At 46.3% G+C, this 21,096-nt stretch carries 17 protein-coding genes; 1 reads left to right on the top strand and 16 read right to left on the bottom strand.

Annotated elements, in window-relative coordinates; all coding sequences use genetic code 11:
* Window positions 1-101: 101 nt before the first annotated feature.
* The 14 genes from AB4Y93_RS16420 to ilvB form a co-directional block, all read right to left on the bottom strand.
* On the bottom strand, window positions 102-1,835 hold the full coding sequence (locus AB4Y93_RS16420; protein ID WP_441893738.1) for a sensor histidine kinase: 1,734 nt from the start codon (window positions 1,833-1,835) through the stop codon (window positions 102-104).
* 15 nt (window positions 1,836-1,850) lie between these two features.
* Window positions 1,851-3,419, bottom strand: a complete 1,569-nt coding sequence (locus AB4Y93_RS16415) for a response regulator transcription factor (RefSeq protein WP_441893736.1) — start codon at window positions 3,417-3,419, stop codon at window positions 1,851-1,853.
* Window positions 3,420-3,753: 334 nt separating this feature from the next.
* Window positions 3,754-5,268 carry a leucyl aminopeptidase gene (locus tag AB4Y93_RS16410; RefSeq protein WP_441893734.1) on the bottom strand — a complete coding sequence of 505 codons (1,515 nt, stop codon included), beginning with the start codon at window positions 5,266-5,268 and terminating at the stop codon, window positions 3,754-3,756.
* Between the two features lie 80 nt (window positions 5,269-5,348).
* Window positions 5,349-6,728, bottom strand: coding sequence for an ATP-binding protein (locus AB4Y93_RS16405; RefSeq protein WP_441893732.1), 1,380 nt, complete (start codon window positions 6,726-6,728; stop codon window positions 5,349-5,351).
* Window positions 6,729-6,892: 164 nt separating this feature from the next.
* Window positions 6,893-8,176 (bottom strand): anti-sigma-I factor RsgI family protein, encoded by a 1,284-nt coding sequence (locus tag AB4Y93_RS16400; RefSeq protein ID WP_441893730.1) that lies wholly within the window; start codon window positions 8,174-8,176, stop codon window positions 6,893-6,895.
* Window positions 8,173-8,967, bottom strand: coding sequence for an RNA polymerase sigma factor SigI (gene sigI / locus AB4Y93_RS16395; RefSeq protein ID WP_441893728.1), 795 nt, complete (start codon window positions 8,965-8,967; stop codon window positions 8,173-8,175). The genes AB4Y93_RS16400 and sigI overlap by 4 nt, the downstream gene beginning before the upstream one ends.
* 233 nt (window positions 8,968-9,200) lie before the next feature.
* On the bottom strand, window positions 9,201-9,617 hold the full coding sequence (locus AB4Y93_RS16390) for a hypothetical protein (RefSeq protein WP_441893726.1): 417 nt from the start codon (window positions 9,615-9,617) through the stop codon (window positions 9,201-9,203).
* 331 nt (window positions 9,618-9,948) lie between these two features.
* Window positions 9,949-10,497: a peroxiredoxin gene (locus AB4Y93_RS16385; RefSeq protein WP_167282174.1), complete on the bottom strand. Its 549-nt coding sequence runs from the start codon at window positions 10,495-10,497 to the stop codon at window positions 9,949-9,951.
* A gap of 148 nt (window positions 10,498-10,645) precedes the next feature.
* On the bottom strand, window positions 10,646-11,725 hold the full coding sequence (gene leuB / locus AB4Y93_RS16380) for a 3-isopropylmalate dehydrogenase (RefSeq protein ID WP_441893724.1): 1,080 nt from the start codon (window positions 11,723-11,725) through the stop codon (window positions 10,646-10,648).
* A gap of 135 nt (window positions 11,726-11,860) precedes the next feature.
* Window positions 11,861-12,280, bottom strand: coding sequence for a secondary thiamine-phosphate synthase enzyme YjbQ (locus AB4Y93_RS16375; RefSeq protein WP_441893722.1), 420 nt, complete (start codon window positions 12,278-12,280; stop codon window positions 11,861-11,863).
* An 85-nt stretch (window positions 12,281-12,365) separates the two neighbouring features.
* On the bottom strand, window positions 12,366-13,910 hold the full coding sequence (locus AB4Y93_RS16370; RefSeq protein WP_441893720.1) for a 2-isopropylmalate synthase: 1,545 nt from the start codon (window positions 13,908-13,910) through the stop codon (window positions 12,366-12,368).
* A 131-nt stretch (window positions 13,911-14,041) separates the two neighbouring features.
* Window positions 14,042-15,034: a ketol-acid reductoisomerase gene (gene ilvC / locus AB4Y93_RS16365; protein ID WP_441893718.1), complete on the bottom strand. Its 993-nt coding sequence runs from the start codon at window positions 15,032-15,034 to the stop codon at window positions 14,042-14,044.
* A 142-nt stretch (window positions 15,035-15,176) separates the two neighbouring features.
* Window positions 15,177-15,662: an acetolactate synthase small subunit gene (ilvN, locus tag AB4Y93_RS16360; RefSeq protein WP_167282164.1), complete on the bottom strand. Its 486-nt coding sequence runs from the start codon at window positions 15,660-15,662 to the stop codon at window positions 15,177-15,179.
* The gene (gene ilvB / locus AB4Y93_RS16355; protein WP_441893716.1) at window positions 15,659-17,404 is read right to left on the bottom strand and encodes a biosynthetic-type acetolactate synthase large subunit; all 1,746 of its coding nucleotides are present in this window, start codon (window positions 17,402-17,404) and stop codon (window positions 15,659-15,661) included. The genes ilvN and ilvB overlap by 4 nt, the downstream gene beginning before the upstream one ends.
* Before the next feature lie 522 nt (window positions 17,405-17,926).
* Between ilvB and AB4Y93_RS16350 the strand changes: the two genes are divergently transcribed.
* Window positions 17,927-18,388, top strand: coding sequence for a GNAT family N-acetyltransferase (locus tag AB4Y93_RS16350; RefSeq protein WP_441893715.1), 462 nt, complete (start codon window positions 17,927-17,929; stop codon window positions 18,386-18,388).
* Here AB4Y93_RS16350 and AB4Y93_RS16345 read toward each other — a convergent pair whose 3' ends face one another.
* On the bottom strand, window positions 18,389-18,754 hold the full coding sequence (locus AB4Y93_RS16345; RefSeq protein WP_441893714.1) for a hypothetical protein: 366 nt from the start codon (window positions 18,752-18,754) through the stop codon (window positions 18,389-18,391).
* A 203-nt stretch (window positions 18,755-18,957) separates the two neighbouring features.
* Complete coding sequence (locus AB4Y93_RS16340; protein ID WP_441893713.1) at window positions 18,958-21,012, bottom strand: alpha-galactosidase; 2,055 nt, start codon at window positions 21,010-21,012, stop codon at window positions 18,958-18,960.
* Window positions 21,013-21,096: the final 84 nt, after the last annotated feature.

Below are 21,096 nucleotides of genomic sequence, written 5' to 3'. Positions count from 1 at the left end.
GTTTGTTGTAAGCACTTTCATCATAAAACGAATACGAGCTCTTGATTACCCCTCAAACTTTAGTTCGTACTTTGAAAAGCATAGTTCAATGATTTCGTCGTTTATTGACCATTCATGTCGAGCGGCAGGCGTAATTCGACTATAGTCCCATGACCTTCCTCACTACGAATGTCGAATTCGAAGGAATCTTTATAGCACAATTTGAGCCTTGTGTATACGTTCTTCATGCCTACGTTATCACCAATGGAATCATCCATTCTTAGGTAGTTAAGCAGCTCAGAGAGCTTCGTTTCGGACATGCCGATCCCGTTATCAGACAATCTGAACATCAGTTTATTGCCCGTAATACCGATATGAATTTGAATGAACCCGATCCCCGGCGAACCTTCAATCCCATGAATACTTGCATTCTCGACAAACGGAAGGAAGGTCATCTTCGGAATCATTTGATCGTATACCGCATCTTCAATCGTCAGCTGATACTGAAGCTTATCGCCAAACCTGTATTTTTGAATTTCCAGGAAGCATTCGGTGAGCTCGATCTCCTCCCGAATGGATACCCAGCTGCGTTTCCATGAGATCGATTTACGGAAAATTTTCGCCATATAATGAATGGTCTTTGCCGTCTCCGTTTCACCCTTCATCAAGCTGCGCATACGAATCGTCTCCAGAGAATTGAACAGAAAATGAGGATTAATCTGGCTGTGAAGGGCATGAAGCTGCGCCTGCCGTTGCCGGATCTCAAGATCCTTTTTCTGAATATCCGCCAGGTAAACATCCGTAATTAAGCTGTCGATCCTCTCGGTCATCCGATTAAATTCACCGGTTAATTGACCAATCTCGTCACGTGAATCATCAAGCGGAATGGTCTCGAAATGCTGGTTTTTCACTTTTTTCATATGCTTCACAATCTTGACGAGCCGTACATGAATCGACCTGGAGAGTGCCGCAATAATTAAGGAAGGGAGCACGAAATTAATGAGCGCCAAATAGATGACGAATGCCCCTGATTTCCGTACATCATGCAGGAAGCTTTTCTCATTGATCACGCCGTGCAGCGACCAATTATTCAAATAATTGTTGTTGGTGTACACCTTGTCAAAGGAAATCGTGTTCTTCGGTTTTGCTATTGCAGCAAGCTTAATGTTTTGGAAACGCCAATCCAATTCATTATCATCCGAATAACGAATCGTACCGTCAGGCTTCAGGAAATAAATATTTCCTTCAAAGCTGGAAAGTGCAAATAACCGTTTTATGGTGGTCATGTTCAGATCAATCTTAATGAGATTGTTATACCCGTTGCCTTGCGTATAATTAAGCCGCTGAATAAGACTAAAGGTGTCATCGGATTGGATTAACAGAGGATAAGACACCTTTGTCTTCATAAACTCCCTGTACCAGTCCGTTTTCTTTTCAGTATCGGTAAGCGGCATAATAGGCCCGGAGGACAATACGGTTGGATTATCGGTGTAAATGATCGTAGAGCTGGTCGTTTTGTACGCCTGCTCGGATTTGTTAAAGACGCTGCGGATATTGTTAAACGCTTCAACATAATCGATCTGGGATTCATAATTGCGGTCTAGAAGCTCGTTTAGAAGAGGGTCAATATAATACAAATATGAAATGCCTGCAGCTTCATCAATGACAGCACGAAGCTCACCCTGCAGCTGCTCCAGGGCGATATCGGCATCGTGTGTTTTCTGATTTTTAATATTGTTGGTCGTTACGTTGTAGAAAATAATATTCGTCAGCACGATCGGAATAAACACACTGCAAATGTACATTAACAGCAGCTTGTCCCGCAGCTTAAGATGATTCCAATGAAATCTGCCCATCCAATCCCCACCCGTTTATTTTTTACCTAGCAGCTTGTTGCGATAATCGGTCGGGGTTACTTTCTCCAGCTTCTCGAATTGGGTTACAAAATAATCGGCATTCTGGAATCCTACCTTCTCCGCAATTTCGTACATCCGCAGATCCGTTTGACGAAGCAGCTTCTTCGCTTCACTGATCCGAATTTGCAGTAGAAAATCATTAAAATAGATACCATATGTTTTGCGGAATAACTGCCCCAAATAAACCGAATTCATATAAAATTTGCCTGCAATGCTCTTCAAACTAATATTCTCGGTATAGTTCGTTTCAATGAATTTCTTAATTCGTTCTATACCACCCTTAGACTGCTCATTGCGAAGCTCTGCCAAATAAGCCGCAGCCTCGTGAAGGAACTCATTAAATAAGCTCTTAAGATCCTGTAAACGGCTATAGCTGCCTTGCCAGTCCATAATGAGAGGAAGCATACGAAGTTTCTTCTCATCGCCTTCCATCTTCCTAATGATGTTGATAATTCCGATTACGAATCGGGTAATTGTATTAGCTACAGCATTTGGAGCAAATCTTTTCTCGACAAACTGACGGAATAAAAGCTCGGTATCCTGCGCGTACAGCTCGGCATTATTTTCTTCCAGACGCTCAAGAAGCCTGCTATATACTTCCGAATCGACGTCGAAATAATACAGAGGAGTTCCCTGAACCTGGCTGGCATAAATAACGGCTGCACCATTCTCCGCATATTTGTATGACGTTGCCTCATTAGCGGATCGATAAGATAGATTCATTTCCTGAAGAGAATCAACGACTTTGCCGATATACAAGGTTACAAGTCGGCCAGAAGCTTTGGTTATCGCAGCATGCAGGCTGAGATAAGCGGATTCCTGCCTTGCTTTTGTTGTAACGAACTGCTCCAAATCGACTAACAAGCCATACAACCCACTGCTTTGTTCATACACTGGAACTTTACTGACCGGATTAACCATCATCGATTGCATAACCAAAGTCAGCTCTTTGGCCGGCCACTCAACGTTTGGTATATTCGGGTTGGAATGAAGCTCGACCAACACGTATTGATAACGAGACATCTCCGGCATTTGAAGGGCAGAAGATAAAGCACCTTTATCTTCTTCGGAAAATTGCCCCTGTACCAGCGTCTCCACTATGGAATCGGTGACAAATCTGTCTCCTGCAAGCGTCGTCAGCTTTTTAAGTCCAAGCGTCCCGGAAAGCGCCTTTAAGGTACTCTCTAATTCTGCCTCGTCAATTGGCTTCAATATATAATCATGTACGCCATATCGTAATGCTCGCTGTGCATACTGGAAATCATGATAACCGCTGACAATAATAAAAGTCGGTCGATAGGCATCCTCTTCGGTTACTCTCCGAATCAACTCCAAACCATCAAGGATTGGCATCCGGATATCTGCGATAACAAGATCTGGTTCTAGCTGTCTAATTTTCTCGAGTGCTTCCTGACCGTTACCCGCTTCATCACAAATTTCGTAGCCCAGTGATTCCCAATCCATTAAATTCCTTAAGCCTTTACGAACAAAAATCTCATCATCTACTAATAATACTTTGTACATACGTGAAGCCCCCTGACCCATAAATCGTAAAAGCGTTGTAAAACCAATTCCAATAATTAACGATATTAATTATTATAGAGACAATTCTTTATGAAAAACATCCTACTATGGTTATCCGTATTCTTGTATTATTAGGAAACTTCATTTCAATTAATTATCATGAAAGCGATTTCATTAAAATTATGTCAGGTGTACGCCGATGATTATACGGCTGTTGAGCACCTATTAATACCTAAAAACTATAGTTCTTTCTTTGTGAATTAAACAAAAAAGCTAGTTATGGCAGGCTGATGTTCAGCCTTTCATAACTAGCTGTATGAGTATTTACTCGGAACTAGCTTTGGCTATTTGTCACCAATTCTACAAGTGTGCGAACCATTACGCCGGTTGCGCCTTTCGGCTCAATCCCGCGGCTCTTATCCAGATAAGCTGTTCCAGCTATATCCAGATGAACCCATGGCAGGTCTTCTGCAAACGCCCCAATAAACAATCCGCCTGTAATCGTTCCTGCATATCGGCCGCCGCTGTTTTTCAAGTCGGCGGCATCGCTGCGCAGCTGTTTCTTATATTCTGGATAAGTCGGCATTTGCCATACCCGTTCGCCGGAACGTACCGCAGCTTGCAGCAGTTGCTGCATTAATGCTTCATTATTGGTAACGGCGCCTGTTGCTTCAGTACCAAGGGCAACAAGTACTGCACCCGTTAATGTGGCAACGTCAACAAGCTGCGTTGCACCGCGGCGAATAGCTGTCGTCAAGCCATCTGCGAGGACTAGTCGTCCTTCCGCATCCGTATTCACAATTTCAACCGTCAGACCGTTCATCATTTTAATGACGTCGCCCGGCTTAAAGGCTTGCGCAGACGGCATATTTTCCGCTGTTGGGATAACTGCAATAATATTTACTTCCGGCTTAAGCTCACCAATAATGCGCATTGCACCAAGAACGGCAGCCGCTCCACCCATATCGGAGATCATGTCTTCCATCCCAGGGCCCTTCTTCAAGGAAATACCACCTGTATCAAACGTGATGCCTTTACCGATCAAGCCCCATGCTTCGTCCTGATCAGGTGCTCCTTTATAATGAAGCACGATCATTCTTGGCGCATGAATGCTGCCTTGCCCAACCGCAAGTAAGCCACCCATCCCCTGCTCTGCTGCACTCCATTCATCCAGCACTTCAATATCCAGATCATATTCACGAGCCAAATCCTCCGCATGTGCTGCAAGGACTTCCGGTACCAGCTTATTACCCGCCATATTCGTCAAGTCACGGGCAATGATTACGCCTTCCGCATACAGCACTCCGAGAGTAACACCTTCCATCCACTGCTCCGCAGCATCTGCAGGTAGAGCAATACCTGCTGCCGGTACAAAGGATACATGGGATAAGGTATAACGCTGCTTCGGTTGACGCAGCTCAGGCAGGCGGTCATAGACAGCCAAAGTAAGACCTTCCACCAGTGCCTGTGCTGCTTGCTGCAGCGTATAATCTTCTGTCGATACTATTGATTCCGGCAATCGTATTTGCGCTGTTTGCGCTTTGATCCGCTTTAATGCATTCGCAGCAGCAGCAGCCGCAAGCCGCAAGCCATCTATTCCATTCTTATCATCATAACCAACGAATATAATATGCCCAGCGGAATGTAGTCCGAGGGTAGATAAGACTTCCGTCTGCTCCGGTTCAGCCTTAAACAAGCCCTTAGCATATAGCCCTCTGATGGCTTCGTCAATCTGCGGCAATATCCATTGAGCCGTACCCTGTTTAAGCTCCGCAGCGTTGATCAGCCTTACAATAGCATCTGCAGACCCTGCTGTCGCAGCCGCTTCATATGTAAAATGTGTTTGCATGAATAAATTCCTCTCTCTCAATGACAAAATCGGGGATTCGCAAGATCTTAAGATCAAGCGCCTCCCCCGATTCTAATCGTTTATTCTGCTAATGGCAAATAGATAAGAAACGAAGTTCCACTTCCTTCGGTGCTGTCTACACGGATCGACCCATTATGATTACGGATGATCCGATAGCTGACCGATAAGCCAAGTCCCGTTCCGGCTTCCTTCGTTGTGAAGAAAGGATCAAACAAACGAGCGAGCGTCGCTTTGTCCATTCCTTTGCCATTATCCTTTAATGTAACTTCTGCAAAATTTCCGTCGGATCGCACGACAAGATCAATCCGGCCTCTTCGTGCTTCCTGAAGTGACTCAATGGCATCAATTGAGTTCTTGACAATATTCAAGATCACTTGCTTAATCTGTTTCACATCAATAGATACCATCAAGTCACTATCATTCTCATAGGTTTCGAGCTGAATATCACAGTTGCGCATTAAAGCTTCGCTCTCCGTCAGCAGTATAACCTCTTGAATTAGTCGATTAATCGACACTGATTTCTTCATTGGAGCCGATGGCTTGGATGAGTTCAAAAACTCGAAAATAATATCATTGGCGCGATCAATCTCCGTCAGGATAATCCGGGCATACTCTTCCTTGCCAAGCTGCATCAAGTAAGGACGTAGCAGTTGTATAAAGCCGCGAATTGATGTGAGCGGATTACGAATCTCATGGGCGATAGCAGCAGCAATACGACCCAGCATGGCCAGCTTATCGTTCTGTAAAGCGGTCTGCTCTATTTGCTTGTATTCGGTTACATCCTTCACACTGATGAGAAAATCTCCGTTCATCTGCTCGCCATTCGTAAAGGTGACAAGCAAATGCTTGCCATCCTTATCCTGAAACTCGTAATAAACACTACGTTTCAAGATCATTTCCTTATACAAGCGAAGAATGACGCGCCTTGTCGATCGCTTCAGCAGCGGATGCAGCAAAATCTCCCGCAAATTGCAGCCAACCAGCGTTTTCCGCGGAATATCAAGCAGCCCTGCCATCCGGACATTAATAAACGACAGGATGCCATCACTATCAAACAAGGCAATGCCGCTATCCATATGCTGGAGGACATTCTCATACTTATGCTTGACCATCTCAAACGACCGATTGGACAGAAATAGTCGCTCCCGCATATCCGAAAACTTTTGCTCCACGGTATCGATAGGCACTTCATTCATACGGTATGCAACCATCACTTCTATAAGAAACATGAACGATTGATTATAAAGTTTAACCGCTTCCTCTGATTCCACGTTGGCTGCCAAATATTGAATACTCTCTTCGTGAACAGCAATAATCTCCTCAGGCTTGAAGCTTTGCATGTCTTTACCGAGTTCAGATGCTTTGTAGAGGGACTGCTCCTCGCCGTCACGAATATATTCGGCAAGCGCCGGGAAATAGCGCTTTCTAATGGAATGCATCTTCAACCCTCCCCGGCAACATCAATAGACAACAATTAATAACATAACATATCACTATTATCATAGGATCTATTACCAATAGCTGTCAATCGGAGACTTTGTCGAAAGATAGGTCATTTCCAATCGAAAAAACGACTAATTTCCTGCGTCTATCGCCCTACCCTTTATCTATTCCGATCACTACGGCTATCCGAATCATCCCGCTTGTTATCCCAACGATCATTATCGTCATCATTATTGTAATTATTATTATTATACCAAGACCATTTCTCCAGCTTGTTCGAGCTGCTTTCATCCTTATTCTTGTTGGAGCTGCCTTTCTTGTCATCATCAGAATCGTCATTTTGATCTCGTCTGTTATTAGACCAATCCCCGTTCTGCTTCTTATCCTTATCTGAGCCAGTTGGCTTGGCAGGAGTAATCGGCTTCACGGGGCGATTTGGTTTATGTGACTTATCATCCTTAGACCAGTTTGGTCGTTCCGATGGATTTGGTTTCGTTGGCAGCTTTGGCCGTGTTTCATTTGTTTTTGGCGATTCGGCTTTAACTGTGCTCTTCACTGGTGATGCCGTCGGCTTCGCAGCTTGCGCTTTATCCACAGCAGGTGTTGCTGAAGCTTGCTTTTTGTTTTGCTTTTCCTTCTGGGCAAGTTCTTTCAGCTTTTCTTTGCTCGCACCCTGCTCGACAATTTTTTTCACACCGCCAATGGATTCAGTTGCATCTGCTATCGATTGAACCTTTAGTTGTTCAAGCTCAATATTGTATCCTTCATCCTTGGCCATCAAATAAACCGCCATTTTACCAGAAGAGATGCCATTTGCAGCTGCTTCCTCTCGAACCTCCGTAGGAACTGAAAGTACAGTCACATTTGGCTCATTGTTCACATCCATTTGCTTGATTGTTTCTTTTACTTTCTGATCAAGCGCTTTTGCTACTATTTGCTCGAGATCATTAGCTGGATTATCGTTATCCAGTATTAAACTTGTGATTACGATATCCTTATCTGGTTTATCCAAATAATGACCTTTCGCAACCGTACTCATAATCGATGCCGCTACAACATCAACCGGCTTACCCTTATAGCTCAGACCGCTAATAATGGCTTTCCCGTCGCTATTGAGCCCTTTGAGCTCCTGCACTCGCTTCTCTTTATCTACTCCCATTTCGATGCTTGGATTAATATCCAAGCTTACGTAAGCAACCACAGGATGGGCCTCCGCTGTTGTAAGAAAGAAGAACGGGATAATAAACAGCAGAATCGCTGCAGCTGAACCGGAATACCAGAAGGCTCTTTTTGGTGCACGCTTAGGCACCTTCGACTCTGCCTGAATCGGAGTTTCTTCTCCGATTCGCATGTGGGCTTCGTGCGGGACTGAAATGAATTGGCCGTCTGCAGTCATTAGAACAGCCTTCTTGTTTTCTATGGAGAGAACAATTCCTCGTTTCATAATCCCGCCTCCTTCCCTTGCTTTGGTATTGTAATGTTTAAATAGTCCGATAAATAAGGATATGTACCGTTCATAATAAGTGAAATCGCAATAATATACTTCCGGTTGCGCTCAACTGTTTTTCTAGACACGCCGCATAACTCTGTCAACTCTTTAACCGGTAGCTTACCCTTCACATAGAGCTGAGCGAACAGCTCATGTTGACTTGCAAGTGTCTGCGCGATTCCTTGCAGTAATTGGCGGGAATCAGCATGCTTTGGTGAACACTCCGCAAGCTCCATGAAGGAAATCTGGAACTGCATCAGTTCCTTCGTATATTCTTCAATCTCCAGACGCCTGTCATCACCGTCTTGCTTGAGCTGATAGGCATGCAGAGCCATCTTCGTATCTAACGGATTATAAATTTGTTCCTCTTCATCCTGCTGATCGAATGCTGTATAGGGCACTGTCTTTAAATGACGCTGCTCCTTACGCACATAGTCAATCAGCCTGCGGCGCATGACCGTTTCTGCAAAGCTAAGGAAAGATCTACCTGATTCAGAAGAAAATTGTGTGATAGCCTCATTAAAAGCCGTTAAAGCGATACTAAACTCATCATCTCGAGTTGGGTCAACGTATCGTTTGCAGAATCCGCTTGTAACCTTAGCTACATACGGCCTGTAATCAGCAATGAACTTCTCTCTTAGCTGTTCATCGCCCTCTTTAATTTGTTTAATGATTTGCTCAGGAGATAGCCTTTCATCATTCGCAGCTTCAGCGGTAGTTTTCTTCCGCAAAAACCGTTTGAACATGAAGAGTATCCTCCTCTCTGTATAAATTTCGATAGTGCATCTTCTTTTTAAGGGGGTTCCAAGTTAACAAATGTTAGAAATATGAGAAAAAACATTAGAAACATGTAGAAACGGTACTGCCTTCCTCATTACAGCAAAGTACCGTTTCACGATGATAGATAATAAGTACTTCCAATACCTTATCCATAAAAAAAGCCTCCGGCTCGGAGGCTTAACTTTATTCCATCTAAAAGTTAAACAGACGTTCGTCGCTGCCGTAGTTTATTACGTCTGTCGCTCAACATACCAAGACGTGTCTTTAACTCATTTTCCCATTCTGAATCACCAATCTGCTTTGCAAAGCATAACAAGTCCAAAGACATGTCAATCTGGCTGAGTACAACATCCATCGGATCCTCATTCTCGTGATTGACGCAGTTTTCATGCAACGCTTTGCCTTCCTGTTCCACATACTCCAGGAAATCAACCTCGGCGGCGCCGTCCCCGTGTGCATATTCAGCCAGTATTTCATATTCATTCTCGATTAAGTAGTGAATTTCTACACGGTGACAAACAGGACAAAATAAGATAGGTACATTATGAATATGAGTTCGCATATGCTTCAAAGTGCCTTTCGTTCCGATCATACTCGCTCCACAACAAAAGCTCATCGGGTGACAACCTCCTCAAAAGAATTTTCGCGGTCTTTGCGATAATTCTTGCTTCGTAAGGATCAGCTTAAAGAATTTCGCGGTCTTTGCGATAATTCTTGCTACGTAAGGATCAGCTTAAAGAATTTTCGCGGTCTTTGCGATAATTCTTGCTTCGTAAGGATCAACTTCACTAGCACATGCTTACTTCTCAAACTTATTCGCTTTCCTATACCGAAATTCCTGCTTTTCAAGCAGATTCCTGCGCCCTTCTACACAAAACGAGGAATAGGCGTATAAAAAATAGCCCGTACCACCTAAGTGGCACGGGCTATTTGCATGGAATAATCGATTATTTCGCAACCAGAGTTTGTTGACCTGGTTTCCAGTTCATTGGGCACAGACCGCCGGATTGCAATGCTTGCAATACGCGAAGAGTCTCATCAACACTGCGACCTACGTCGTTGTGGTTAACAACTTGGTATTTCACTTCGCCTTCTGGATCGATGATGTACAGGCCGCGGAGTGCAACGCCTTCTTCTTCGATCAGGACGCCGTAGTCACGAGCAACGCTCTTCGTGATATCAGCAGCTAGCGGGAAGTTCAATTGGCCAAGGCCATTGTCATTAACTGGTGTGTTGATCCAAGCGCGGTGGCTATGTTTGCTATCAACAGAAACACCAAGAACTTCTGTATTAAGTGCTTTGAATTGCTCGGAAGCAAGGCTCAAAGCTGTAATTTCAGTAGGGCATACAAATGTGAAGTCGAGTGGATAGAAGAACAATACCAGCCATTTACCTTTGTAATCAGCAAGGGTTGCTGTTCCGAAATCTTTACCGTCACCTGTAGCTGTATCCATTTTGAAATCTGGAGCCGGACGGCCAACCAAACGCTCTGCCATAATACAATTCCTCCTTAACCAATCCAACAATTTTTATAGTTAATGTCACTATCAAGTCGTGACTTACTTATAGAATAGTAACACCAGTCTATAATAAAGTCAATATTGTAATTGATATTTATTAATAATTATTATAAATAAGAATTTTCTATTTTGTCATTGCTGCAACGATCAGATCGCCCATTGCAGTTGTGCCGATTGCTGCGCTCTTATCAACAGCGATATCACCTGTACGGTGACCAGCATCAAGTACATTTTTAACCGCATCTTCAATCACTTGAGCTGCTTCATGGTAGCCAAATGTCAGGCGGTACATGAGTGCAACGGAGAGGATTGTCGCGATTGGGTTCGAGATACCTTGTCCAGCAATGTCAGGAGCGGAGCCGTGTACCGGCTCATACAGGCCGAAGCTGCCTTCACCAAGGGATGCGGAGGACAACATACCGATCGAGCCTGTCAGCATTGCTGCTTCGTCGCTTAGGATGTCGCCGAACATGTTCTCAGTAACGATTACGTCAAAGCTCGATGGACGACGAAGCAATTGCATTGCGCAGTTGTCGACAAGTACATGCTCGAGTTCAACTTCCGGATACTCAGGAGCAATCCGGTTAACCACTTCACGCCACAGTCGGGAAGTTTCAAGCACGTTAGCTTTATCAACGGAAGCAAGACGTTTGCTGCGAGTCATTGCGATTTCGAATGCTTGGCGGACGATACGCTCAATCTCTTGCACGTTGTATACGCAAGTATCAACCGCTTCTTCACCGCTCGCACCCTCACGACGGAATTTCTCACCGAAGTAGATACCGCCAGTAAGCTCACGAACAACGATCAGATCCGTACCTTCCAGTACTTCTGGTTTCAGTGTCGATGCTTCTTTCAGGCAGTCAAATACGTTTGCAGGGCGGATGTTCGAGAACAAGCCCAATGCTTTACGAATACCGAGCAAGCCTGTTTCAGGACGAAGCTCCTTGGAGTTGTTGTCCCATTTCGGGCCGCCTACAGCGCCAAGCAATACAGCGTCAGCATTTTTACAAATATCAAGTGTTTCTTGCGGCAGCGGAGTACCTTTCTCATCAATGGCAATACCGCCGAACAGACCATGCTCGAATTCAAATTGGAAACCGAACAATTCCTCGGTCTTCTTCATTACTTTAATTGCCTCGCCAACTACCTCTGGACCGATACCGTCTCCGGCGATGACAGCGATTTTTTTAACTTCTGACATAATTGAACACTCCTCTTATTCGCTCTAGTAAGCTATTCTCATTCTGTTATCATTTGTACCACATTTCTAGCATGAAAACCAAGATATAAAATCTATCATCTTTATAGGTACTGCTTATAAAGGCTATAGTCCAGCTTATCCATTGATTATCTTCACATGAAAACGGCGATTACGCGGACCATCAAATTCGCAGAAATAGATGCCCTGCCACGTGCCAAGCAGCAGCCGGCCTTCACTAATGATCACGGTCTGGCTTGTCCCTGTTGTGAGCGCCTTCAGATGAGAGGCCGTATTTCCTTCTGCATGACGGTATTTCGGATGCTCCCAAGGATACACCTCGTCAAGACGCATTAGAATGTCGTGTTTGACATCCGGATCTGCATTCTCCTGAATCGTAATGCCGGCGGTTGTATGAGGACAGTATACCACTGCAAGACCATCCTTCACCCCTTCACGGGCTACTATGGATGCCACTCTACGCGTGATATCAATCATTTCATCTCTTCTGGCCGTTTGAAGTGTTTCAGTAAACAATAGTATTCCCTCCTTATTCATTTATTCAGCCAAGTGACCACAAAAGCCAAACTGAGAAAGTCTGATTAGACTTAGTCGGTTTGGCTTTTGTCAGTACCGTTGCCTGTTAAATCAAGCTCATCTTATCTCGGCGTCCAGGGGACTTGCGCTTCTCGATGAGTCGGTTCACCGCGTCGATATAAGCACGCGCACTTGCTTCAAGAATGTCTGTACTAAGACCGCGGCCTTGAGCAGACACTTCATCCTGCTTCAAGACGACATGGACTTCACCTTGCGCATCCTTGCCTTGCGATACGGACTTGATGGAATAATCCTCAAGCTCAACCGCTTCTGCCGTTACTTTATCAATCGCATTGTAGATCGCATCTACCGAACCATTGCCGATTGCAACTTCCTCGCGTGCTTCGCCTTCCGCTACGCGGATGCGTACCGATGCGCTAGGCGTCGATTGGTTGCCATAGCTCACTTGAATCGCCTCAAGCGTATATACTTCCGGCGTATCGATCAGCTTCTCTTCCAAGAAGGCACGGATATCTTCATCCGTTACATGCTTCTTGCGGTCAGCCAAATCTTTGAACTTCGCGAAAGCAGCGTTAACCGCTTCTTCATCCAGCTCGTAGCCGAGGTCGATCAGCTTCTCGCGGAATGCAGCACGACCGGAATGCTTGCCAAGGACAAGCTTCGAATCACGAAGACCGATCGTATCCGGAGAAATAATCTCGTAAGTTGTTTTCTCCTTCAGCATACCGTCCTGGTGAATACCGGATTCATGTGCAAACGCGTTCGCGCCAACAATCGCTTTGTTGCCAGGGATAACCATACCAGTCAACTTGCTTACAAGGCGGCTTGTTTTTGCAATCTCCTTCAAGTTCAATGTTGTCTTCGCATCAAAGTAATCGAAACGAGTCTCAAGCGCCAGCGCAATTTCCTCAAGCGCCGTGTTACCTGCACGTTCACCGATACCATTAATCGTACCTTCGATCTGGTCTGCGCCGTTCAGGATCGCAGCAAGGGCGTTAGCTGTTGCCATACCAAGATCGTCATGGCAATGTGCGCTCAGCTGAATTTTCTCGATATTTGGTACGTTTTCTTTCACTATCTTGAAGATGTTGCCGTATTCAAGCGGATTCAAGTAACCAACGGTATCCGGGAGATTCACAACAGATGCACCTGCGCGAATCGCCATTTCTGTCATTTGGCAGACGAAATCAAGCTCGGTGCGTCCTGCATCTTCAAGCGAGAATTCGATTTTGCTGAAATACTTCTTCGCGTAAAGGATCGCGCGTTCAGCCGTTTCCAGCACCTGCTCCTTCTCCATCCGCAGCTTATGCTTGCGATGAATCGGACTGGTAGCAAGAAACACGTGAATAGATGGATCCTGCGCGCCCTTCAGCGCTTCACGTACCGCGTCGATGTCCTGTTCGCGGGAGCGTGACAAGCCAATAATCGTAGCATTCTTAACTGCGCTCGCAACCGCATTAACTGCCGCAAGGTCACCTGGGGAAGCCGCAGGGAAACCTGCTTCAATCCGGTCTACTCCGAGCTTCTCAAGCTGCAGCGCGATCTCAACCTTTTCCTTCGTGTTCAGGTTAACACCGGGAGACTGCTCTCCGTCACGAAGCGTCGTGTCAAAAATATAAATTTTTCGCATTTGTGCCTTACACCTCCGAGAACAGAATCATCCCGGACCGCACAGAGCGCGTGCAAGACAGGTTGGAACCTAACCTACGCGCACTCCGGCGAACCGGGATAACATCTTTTTATATGCGGGTTATGATTTTATTACTTTTTGATCCAGTGCATCAGTTCGCGCAGCTGTTTACCAGTTTGCTCGATTGGGTGAGCAGCCTCGTTACGACGAGTAGCTGTCAGCATAGCACGGTTCGATTGGTTCTCAAGAATGAAGTCGCGAGCGAATCGGCCGGATTGGATGTCTTCCAGAACGCGTTTCATTTCTTTTTTCGTTTCTTCTGTAACGATACGTGGACCAGTTACATAGTCGCCGTACTCAGCTGTGTTGGAGATCGAGTCACGCATTGTAGCCAGACCGCCTTCATACATCAGGTCAACGATCAGCTTCAGCTCGTGCAAGCACTCGAAGTAAGCCATTTCTGGAGCATAGCCAGCTTCAACCAAAGTTTCGAAACCTGCTTTAACGAGCGCGGTAGCGCCGCCGCACAGTACAGCTTGCTCACCGAACAAGTCTGTTTCTGTTTCTTCTTTGAAGGAAGTTTCGATAACACCTGCACGAGTACAGCCGATACCTTTTGCATAAGCAAGACCAATTGCTTTCGCATTGCCGGAAGCATCTTGGTGAATCGCGATCAGACCAGGAACGCCGAAGCCCTCTTGGTATGTACGGCGAACCATATGACCAGGGGATTTAGGAGCTACCAGGAAAACGTCTGTATCTCTGCTAGGCACGATTTGACCGTAGTGAATGTTGAAGCCGTGGGAGAACATCAGAGCCGCGCCTTTTTTCAGGTTTGGTTCGATTTCTTCTGCATATACTTTCGCTTGGGTTTCGTCAGGGAGCAAGATTTGAACAACGTCAGCAACTTTAGTAGCTTCAGCTACAGTCAACACTTCGAAACCGTCTTTTGCTGCAACGTCTGCGGATTTACCCGGACGAAGGCCGATAACAACTTTCAGGCCGCTGTCGCGAAGATTTTGCGCTTGCGCATGGCCTTGGCTGCCGTAACCGATAACTGCGATTGTTTTACCTTGAAGTACGCCTTGATCTGCGTCTTTTTCATAATACAATGTAACTGCCATTTTAATGATTGCCTCCTTTAATTTAACCCTTTTAAACGGGTGTTTAAGCAGAGAAAATCGGAAACTTATTTCGGAAAGTTCTCCCCTTAAACTCCCGTTCAAAACGGGATATAGCTTATTATAAATGGTATTGCAAATGTTATTAACGTGCGTTACCGCGGTTGAGTGCTGTTACGCCAGTACGCGAAAGCTCACGGATGCCGTAAGGTTTAAGAAGTTCTACCATTGCATCGATTTTCTCTGTATCGCCGATAACTTGAACGATAAGTGAATGAGTGCCAATATCAACTACTGCAGCACGAAAAGTATCTACTACGCCAAGAATTTCTGGACGAGCAGCAGGCTCTGCACTTACTTTAATAAGCGCAAGCTCGCGGGATACCATTGGATTCGAGCTGAGGTCGATAACTTTAATAACGTCGATCAGCTTGTACAACTGCTTTGTAACTTGCTCAAGCGTATGGTCATCGCCAGAAGTGACGATAACCATACGGGACAAGCCCTGCTCTTCACTTGCACCTACTGTAATGCTCTCAATATTGAAGCCGCGGCGTCCGAACAAGCCGGAAACACGCTGCAGAACGCCGGGCTGATCGTTAACGATTACTGCGATCGTGTGCTTTTTCATTCTGCATCCCCCATGATCATCTGGTCGATCGTGCTACCCTGTGCAACCATTGGATACACATTCTCGTCTCTGCGAACGACAAATTCTACTACTGCAGGTCCTGGATGATTCATTGCCTCTTCCCATACTGCTTTTGCTTCTTCTTTGTTCGAAGCACGGAAGCCTTTAACACCGTAAGCTTCTGCAAGCTTAACGAAGTCCGGGCTGCCTGCAAGATCGATATGGCTGAAACGGTTCTCGTGAATCAGTTCTTGCCATTGACGAACCATGCCAAGCACTTGGTTGTTCAGAATAACAACCTTAACCGGAATATTGTTGATTGCACAAATCGCAAGTTCCTGTGCACACATTTGCATGCCGCCGTCACCATTGATCGATACAACGACACGATCCGGGTTAGCCATTTGAGCGCCAATCGCGGATGGGAAACCAAAGCCCATTGTACCAAGACCGCCGGAAGTTACCCAAGAGCGTGGTTTGTTGAATTTATAATATTGCGCAGCCCACATTTGATGCTGGCCTACGTCAGTTGTAACAATTGCATCACCATTTGTTGTTTCATGGATCATCTCAACAACCCATTGCGGCTTCAGCTCAACATCCGAATCTTTGTAGCTGAACGGATATTGCGCTTTCGATGCTTGAATCTGTTCACGCCAAGCATCTGCTTTGTCGGCGCGTTTCGCCAGTTGGTTAACCTGCTGCAGAACCGTCTTCACATCGCCTACGATAGGGATATCAGTAGGTACGTTCTTGCCGATCTCTGCCGGATCAATATCGATATGAACGATCTTCGCAAGTGGCGCAAAGCCAGCCAGCTTGCCCGTTACGCGATCATCGAAACGCGCGCCGATATTAATGAGAAGATCCGCTTTTTGGATTGAGGTATTTGCCGTGTACGTACCGTGCATACCTGGCATACCGAGCCACAGATCATTGCCGCTTGGGAAGCCCCCAAGGCCAAGCAAAGTTGTTGTAATTGGAATTTCCGTCTTCGTTGCAAACTCCAGCATCTCTTCATGTGCGCCGGAGTATACAACACCGCCGCCCGCAAGAATAAGTGGGCGCTCCGACTCTTCGATCGCTTTGATCAATTTGTCGACTTGCAGTTTGTTAGGCGATACCGTCGGGTTGTAGCCGCGAATACTAACTTCCGTCACTGGCTTGAACAATGTTTTCTTAGCCGATATATCCTTTGGAATATCGATCAGGACTGGACCTTTACGGCCAGTATTGGCGATATGGAAGGCTTCATGGATAATGCGAGGAAGATCCTCAACATCACGTACCATGTAGCTGTGTTTCGTAATAGGCATTGTAATACCTGTAATGTCAGCCTCTTGGAAAGCATCGGTGCCGATCAGGGACGAAATAACATTACCTGTAATAACAACGAGTGGTACAGAGTCCATATAAGCGGTCGCAATCCCCGTTACGAGGTTAGTTGCACCTGGACCGGATGTGGCGATACATACGCCGACCTTGCCGCTAGCACGGGCATAGCCGTCTGCTGCATGAATTGCGCCTTGCTCATGCCGTGTGAGCACATGGTTGAAATCGGAGAATCCGTGCATTGCATCGTAGATATAAAGGACGGCACCGCCCGGATAACCAAATACGCAATCGACGCCTTCCAGCACCAAACTACGGAGTAATATTTCGGAACCGGAAATCACTTCAGGTTTTCTCATCCGTTCCATAACTTCTTCTTTTGACTTCAGCGTTGCACTTTGCGTGACCATTAGTCATCCTCCTCTCGAAAACAACAAAAAAACCTCTCGTTCCTCCAGCTTCAATAATTGAAGCCTGAGGGACGAAAGGTTATATCTTCCGTGGTACCACCCAAATTCGTTATACATCTTGCGATGCATAACCTCCATAAGGTAATGAACGTGTGCGCACAGTACGCCCATACCTTTGACACAATAACGCGTGTCTTGCGATTCCCCCTAATAACCAACAACATGACGGATGTTGCTTTTCAGGAAAACAGCTCCGAGGTGAGCTCGTAGAAAAGGGGTTTTGGCGATGGTTGCAGCTGATCCATCCGCTCTCTGAGCAAAAGAGCCCTTAACACTTCGTCCTCATCATTGCCGATAACATATGCTTGGATAAGATTTTCTTTATTATATGCCTTGGATACCTGTTCGTCAAGCTAAACTGCCTAACAATTGCAAAAAATAGTGAGGCGCATAATCCGCCTGCTATTCATAGTATAACTTAGCCCATATTCGGCAATTTCATTCGGTCAGGACGGATCGCAGATGATACGAGCACGTAATCCAAAAACGGATGACACGGAAATTTTCCGTCTCATCCAAGCCGAGCTTATTCCGATGTCTCATACCGCTCATCCCTTAGATGCCCAGACGATGCGAGAACTCCCCATACGATTCCGACGGGGTGTCACCTATGTAGCCGCAGAAGGAAAAACAAGCAAGCCCTATGGCTTTATTCGATTTGAAATCACAGGTGAAGTCCTGTATCTCGATATGCTTGTCGTTCACCCGGATCATCGGAACCGACAATGGGGCAGAAAGCTCCTGCTCGCGGCTGAAGCTTACGGCACAACCCATAACTGCAGAGTCTCCAGACTATTCGTGGATGATATTAATACCAAAGCGAGAAATCTGTACAGCCGCCTTGGCTATCAAGCGATCCAGTATTATCCGGAGCTCCGCTGTTATGAGATGATTAAACCTCTAGCTTCCTTGCCTTATTTCTAATTAATAAAAATTGCCGCCGCCATAACCGCCGCCAAAGCCACCACCATAGCCGCCACCACTTCCATAGCCGCCGCCAAAGCCACCTCCGTAACCACCGCCGCCGCATCCGCCGCAGCCAAAGCCGCCGCATCCACAGCCACCACCACCGCCGCTCCAGAGTCCGATGGCAAGCAGTTCAAACAATACCAATGGCAATATCGCTTTTGTTTTAACTACTTTCCCCTTATCTTTCTTCAGAGGTGCCAGTACGAGCTTGTTTTGCCGCAGTTCCACCAGCTTGCCTGTAACGACAGATCCATCTTTGCGAACCGCATAGATTTTTTTGCCGACCAGCTTCCGTGCTTGTTCTTTGGAAACTTTGCTCATGTTTGTATCCCTCCCTTCCCGTTGTTCTTTAGTTTATTCAACGGATACTAAAGATGCCTGTTTGTTTGTCCTTGGAGGATATTCGCAGGCTCTTCCTATTTGGAGGCAACTGATAGATTACTATTAATAGATAAAAAAAGGACGTTCCCTCCAGTCGAGCTGACCCGGGGAAACGTCCTTTAATTTATATGATGCCTCACGTACTAGATGTAAAACAGCAGCTTCGATTCGGCAGGCTCAAGCTCCACCAGATGTTCCGCTGTCCCTGGTTTCAGGCTGAAGGACTCACCGCTCCACAGATCGCGGACCGTCAGGCCCTTTGATCCATCGATGCCAACGCGGGATAAATCAATCGTTTTCGACTTCCCGTTCCCCGCATCGAAATTAAAGACCGCAACCCAGGTGCCGCCATCGCCAGACAGCGAGTACAAGTCCTCACCGCCGGTGCCGCTTCTGCCTTCTGCTGGACGGAAGGTTTCTCCACGTCTTGCAAGGGACATTACTTCCTTGTTCGTCATCCATGCTTTAGCGCGGGCCGCTGCTTCTTCCATACGATAATCATCGCCGAGCAGCAGCGACGTGCCTGCTATGACACCAGAGTTCAAACGGCTTCTGCCTTCATGGGCAGAGGTTGCCTCCTGATTATAGCTTTTTAACAATACAATATGATCCGGATCATTAAAGCGGTACAAATTGTTGTTGATCCACCAGCCGTATGTCAGTGCGTTTAACATATATTCTGTATCACTGATCATACCAAAAGCGTCACAGGAGACACGTCTGCTATGTGCATAGCCATGCGGGAACAGCGGTGCAATCGACAGATTGATCAGAAACGGACGATCGATTCGCTCTGGGCTTAGTGCTTCCGCAATAGCCGCCATACCGTAATTGTACGCTTGGATCCCCGTACGGAACGAAGGATTGTAATGTACGCCTTCCATCGCGCCATGCGCTAAAAAGTCCATTTTCAAATAATCAAAGCCGTCAGCCACAACTTCATCAAGCTTACGCGTAATACGGGCAATCGCCTCTGGGTGCGTCGGATCAATCGGCATAGCGCCATCCAGCCTCGGCAGCGGTCTGCCTGCAGCATCCTTCAGCAGAATATCCCGGTACATGACCGAACCATCTGTTCCTTCAACTGGCGTATCCGGGTCTTTCCCCCAGAAAGCAAACGGCGTATAGTACGTTCCCGGCTTCTGGCCATTTGCCTTCACCCGGCGGACAGCATCCTCAAGCTCCCCTTCCTTTAAATTGGTCGAGAAAGCATCGAAGTTGACGTACAGGCTGCCTTCCTGATCGGCAAAGCCATTCTCTTGAAGCTCCTTCGCGAAGAAATCAGAGGTATGTGTGTAGACATCATAATCAAGCTTCGCCATAACAGCCGACCAGCTGTTCCAGCCCATTGGTACACCGCCGGACCAAGGCAGCGCAGGCTGTATAACTGCATTTGCTTTGCCGTAGGCCTCCATGCCTTCACGATAATCACTGTAAGCGCCTACAAATATCGTCGATGATATTATTGAAGTTCCCCGTAGGGAGCCGTGCGGCACAGTATCACGAGTCTGCAGATCAGAGGCACCTGCCAATACCCGCAGACGTCCAATTGCTTCAGAGAAAGTGCCTTCCACGTCAATCGCCGTTTTCCACGTATCATGGGTTACTGAGCCAATAACGAAGCCCCGTCTAGAATATGCCCGGTAAATCGCAGTCACCTCGTAGCTGCGCACACTGCCCGGATTTGCCTGGGAGCCGAACCGTACCCACTTGTCATTATCAAAAGGTATAAACAGAGAGCGGATTTCTTCCTTTGAACCGTCGCCAAAATCAAGTATGCCATCATCATTCAGGTGAGCTGCGAGCGGAGTTAATTCATTCGTCTCCCACTCCTGCGTATCTTCCGCTTCCAGCTCAATCAAGGCGTAAGGCAGGTTCTTATACAAGCGAATCTGCTGTTTAAGCGTCGGCTTACCCGGCTCAGCATGCTCAAAGCTGAATCGAAGACCTTCGCCGAAGCCATCCTCAATCGATTGAACCGCTGCTTCAGGAACAGTATGCGAGCCGTAATAGGTTGAACGAACGACAGCTCCACCAACACGGGCTTCAGCGAACAAGCCTGTCATCGTCTGACCGTCTTTCCAGGCGAGCTCCAGAGTACCGTCTTCCGTATTTGCTGTCACCTTAAGAATGCCGTTATCCGCTGTAAATGTCCCGGATACCTGCTCCAACTTGAATTGTCCCAAATCCGTCGCCATGATTGATCCGCTCCCATTCTATTATTGGTTCAATTTCCATTCTTCACTTTTATTACTTTCTATGTAAGGGAAAAAGCCAGCTCC

This window comes from Paenibacillus sp. YAF4_2 (assembly GCF_052113225.1).
GTDB lineage: Bacteria > Bacillota > Bacilli > Paenibacillales > Paenibacillaceae > Pristimantibacillus.
This window is presented reverse-complemented; position numbering and strand designations above follow the sequence as displayed.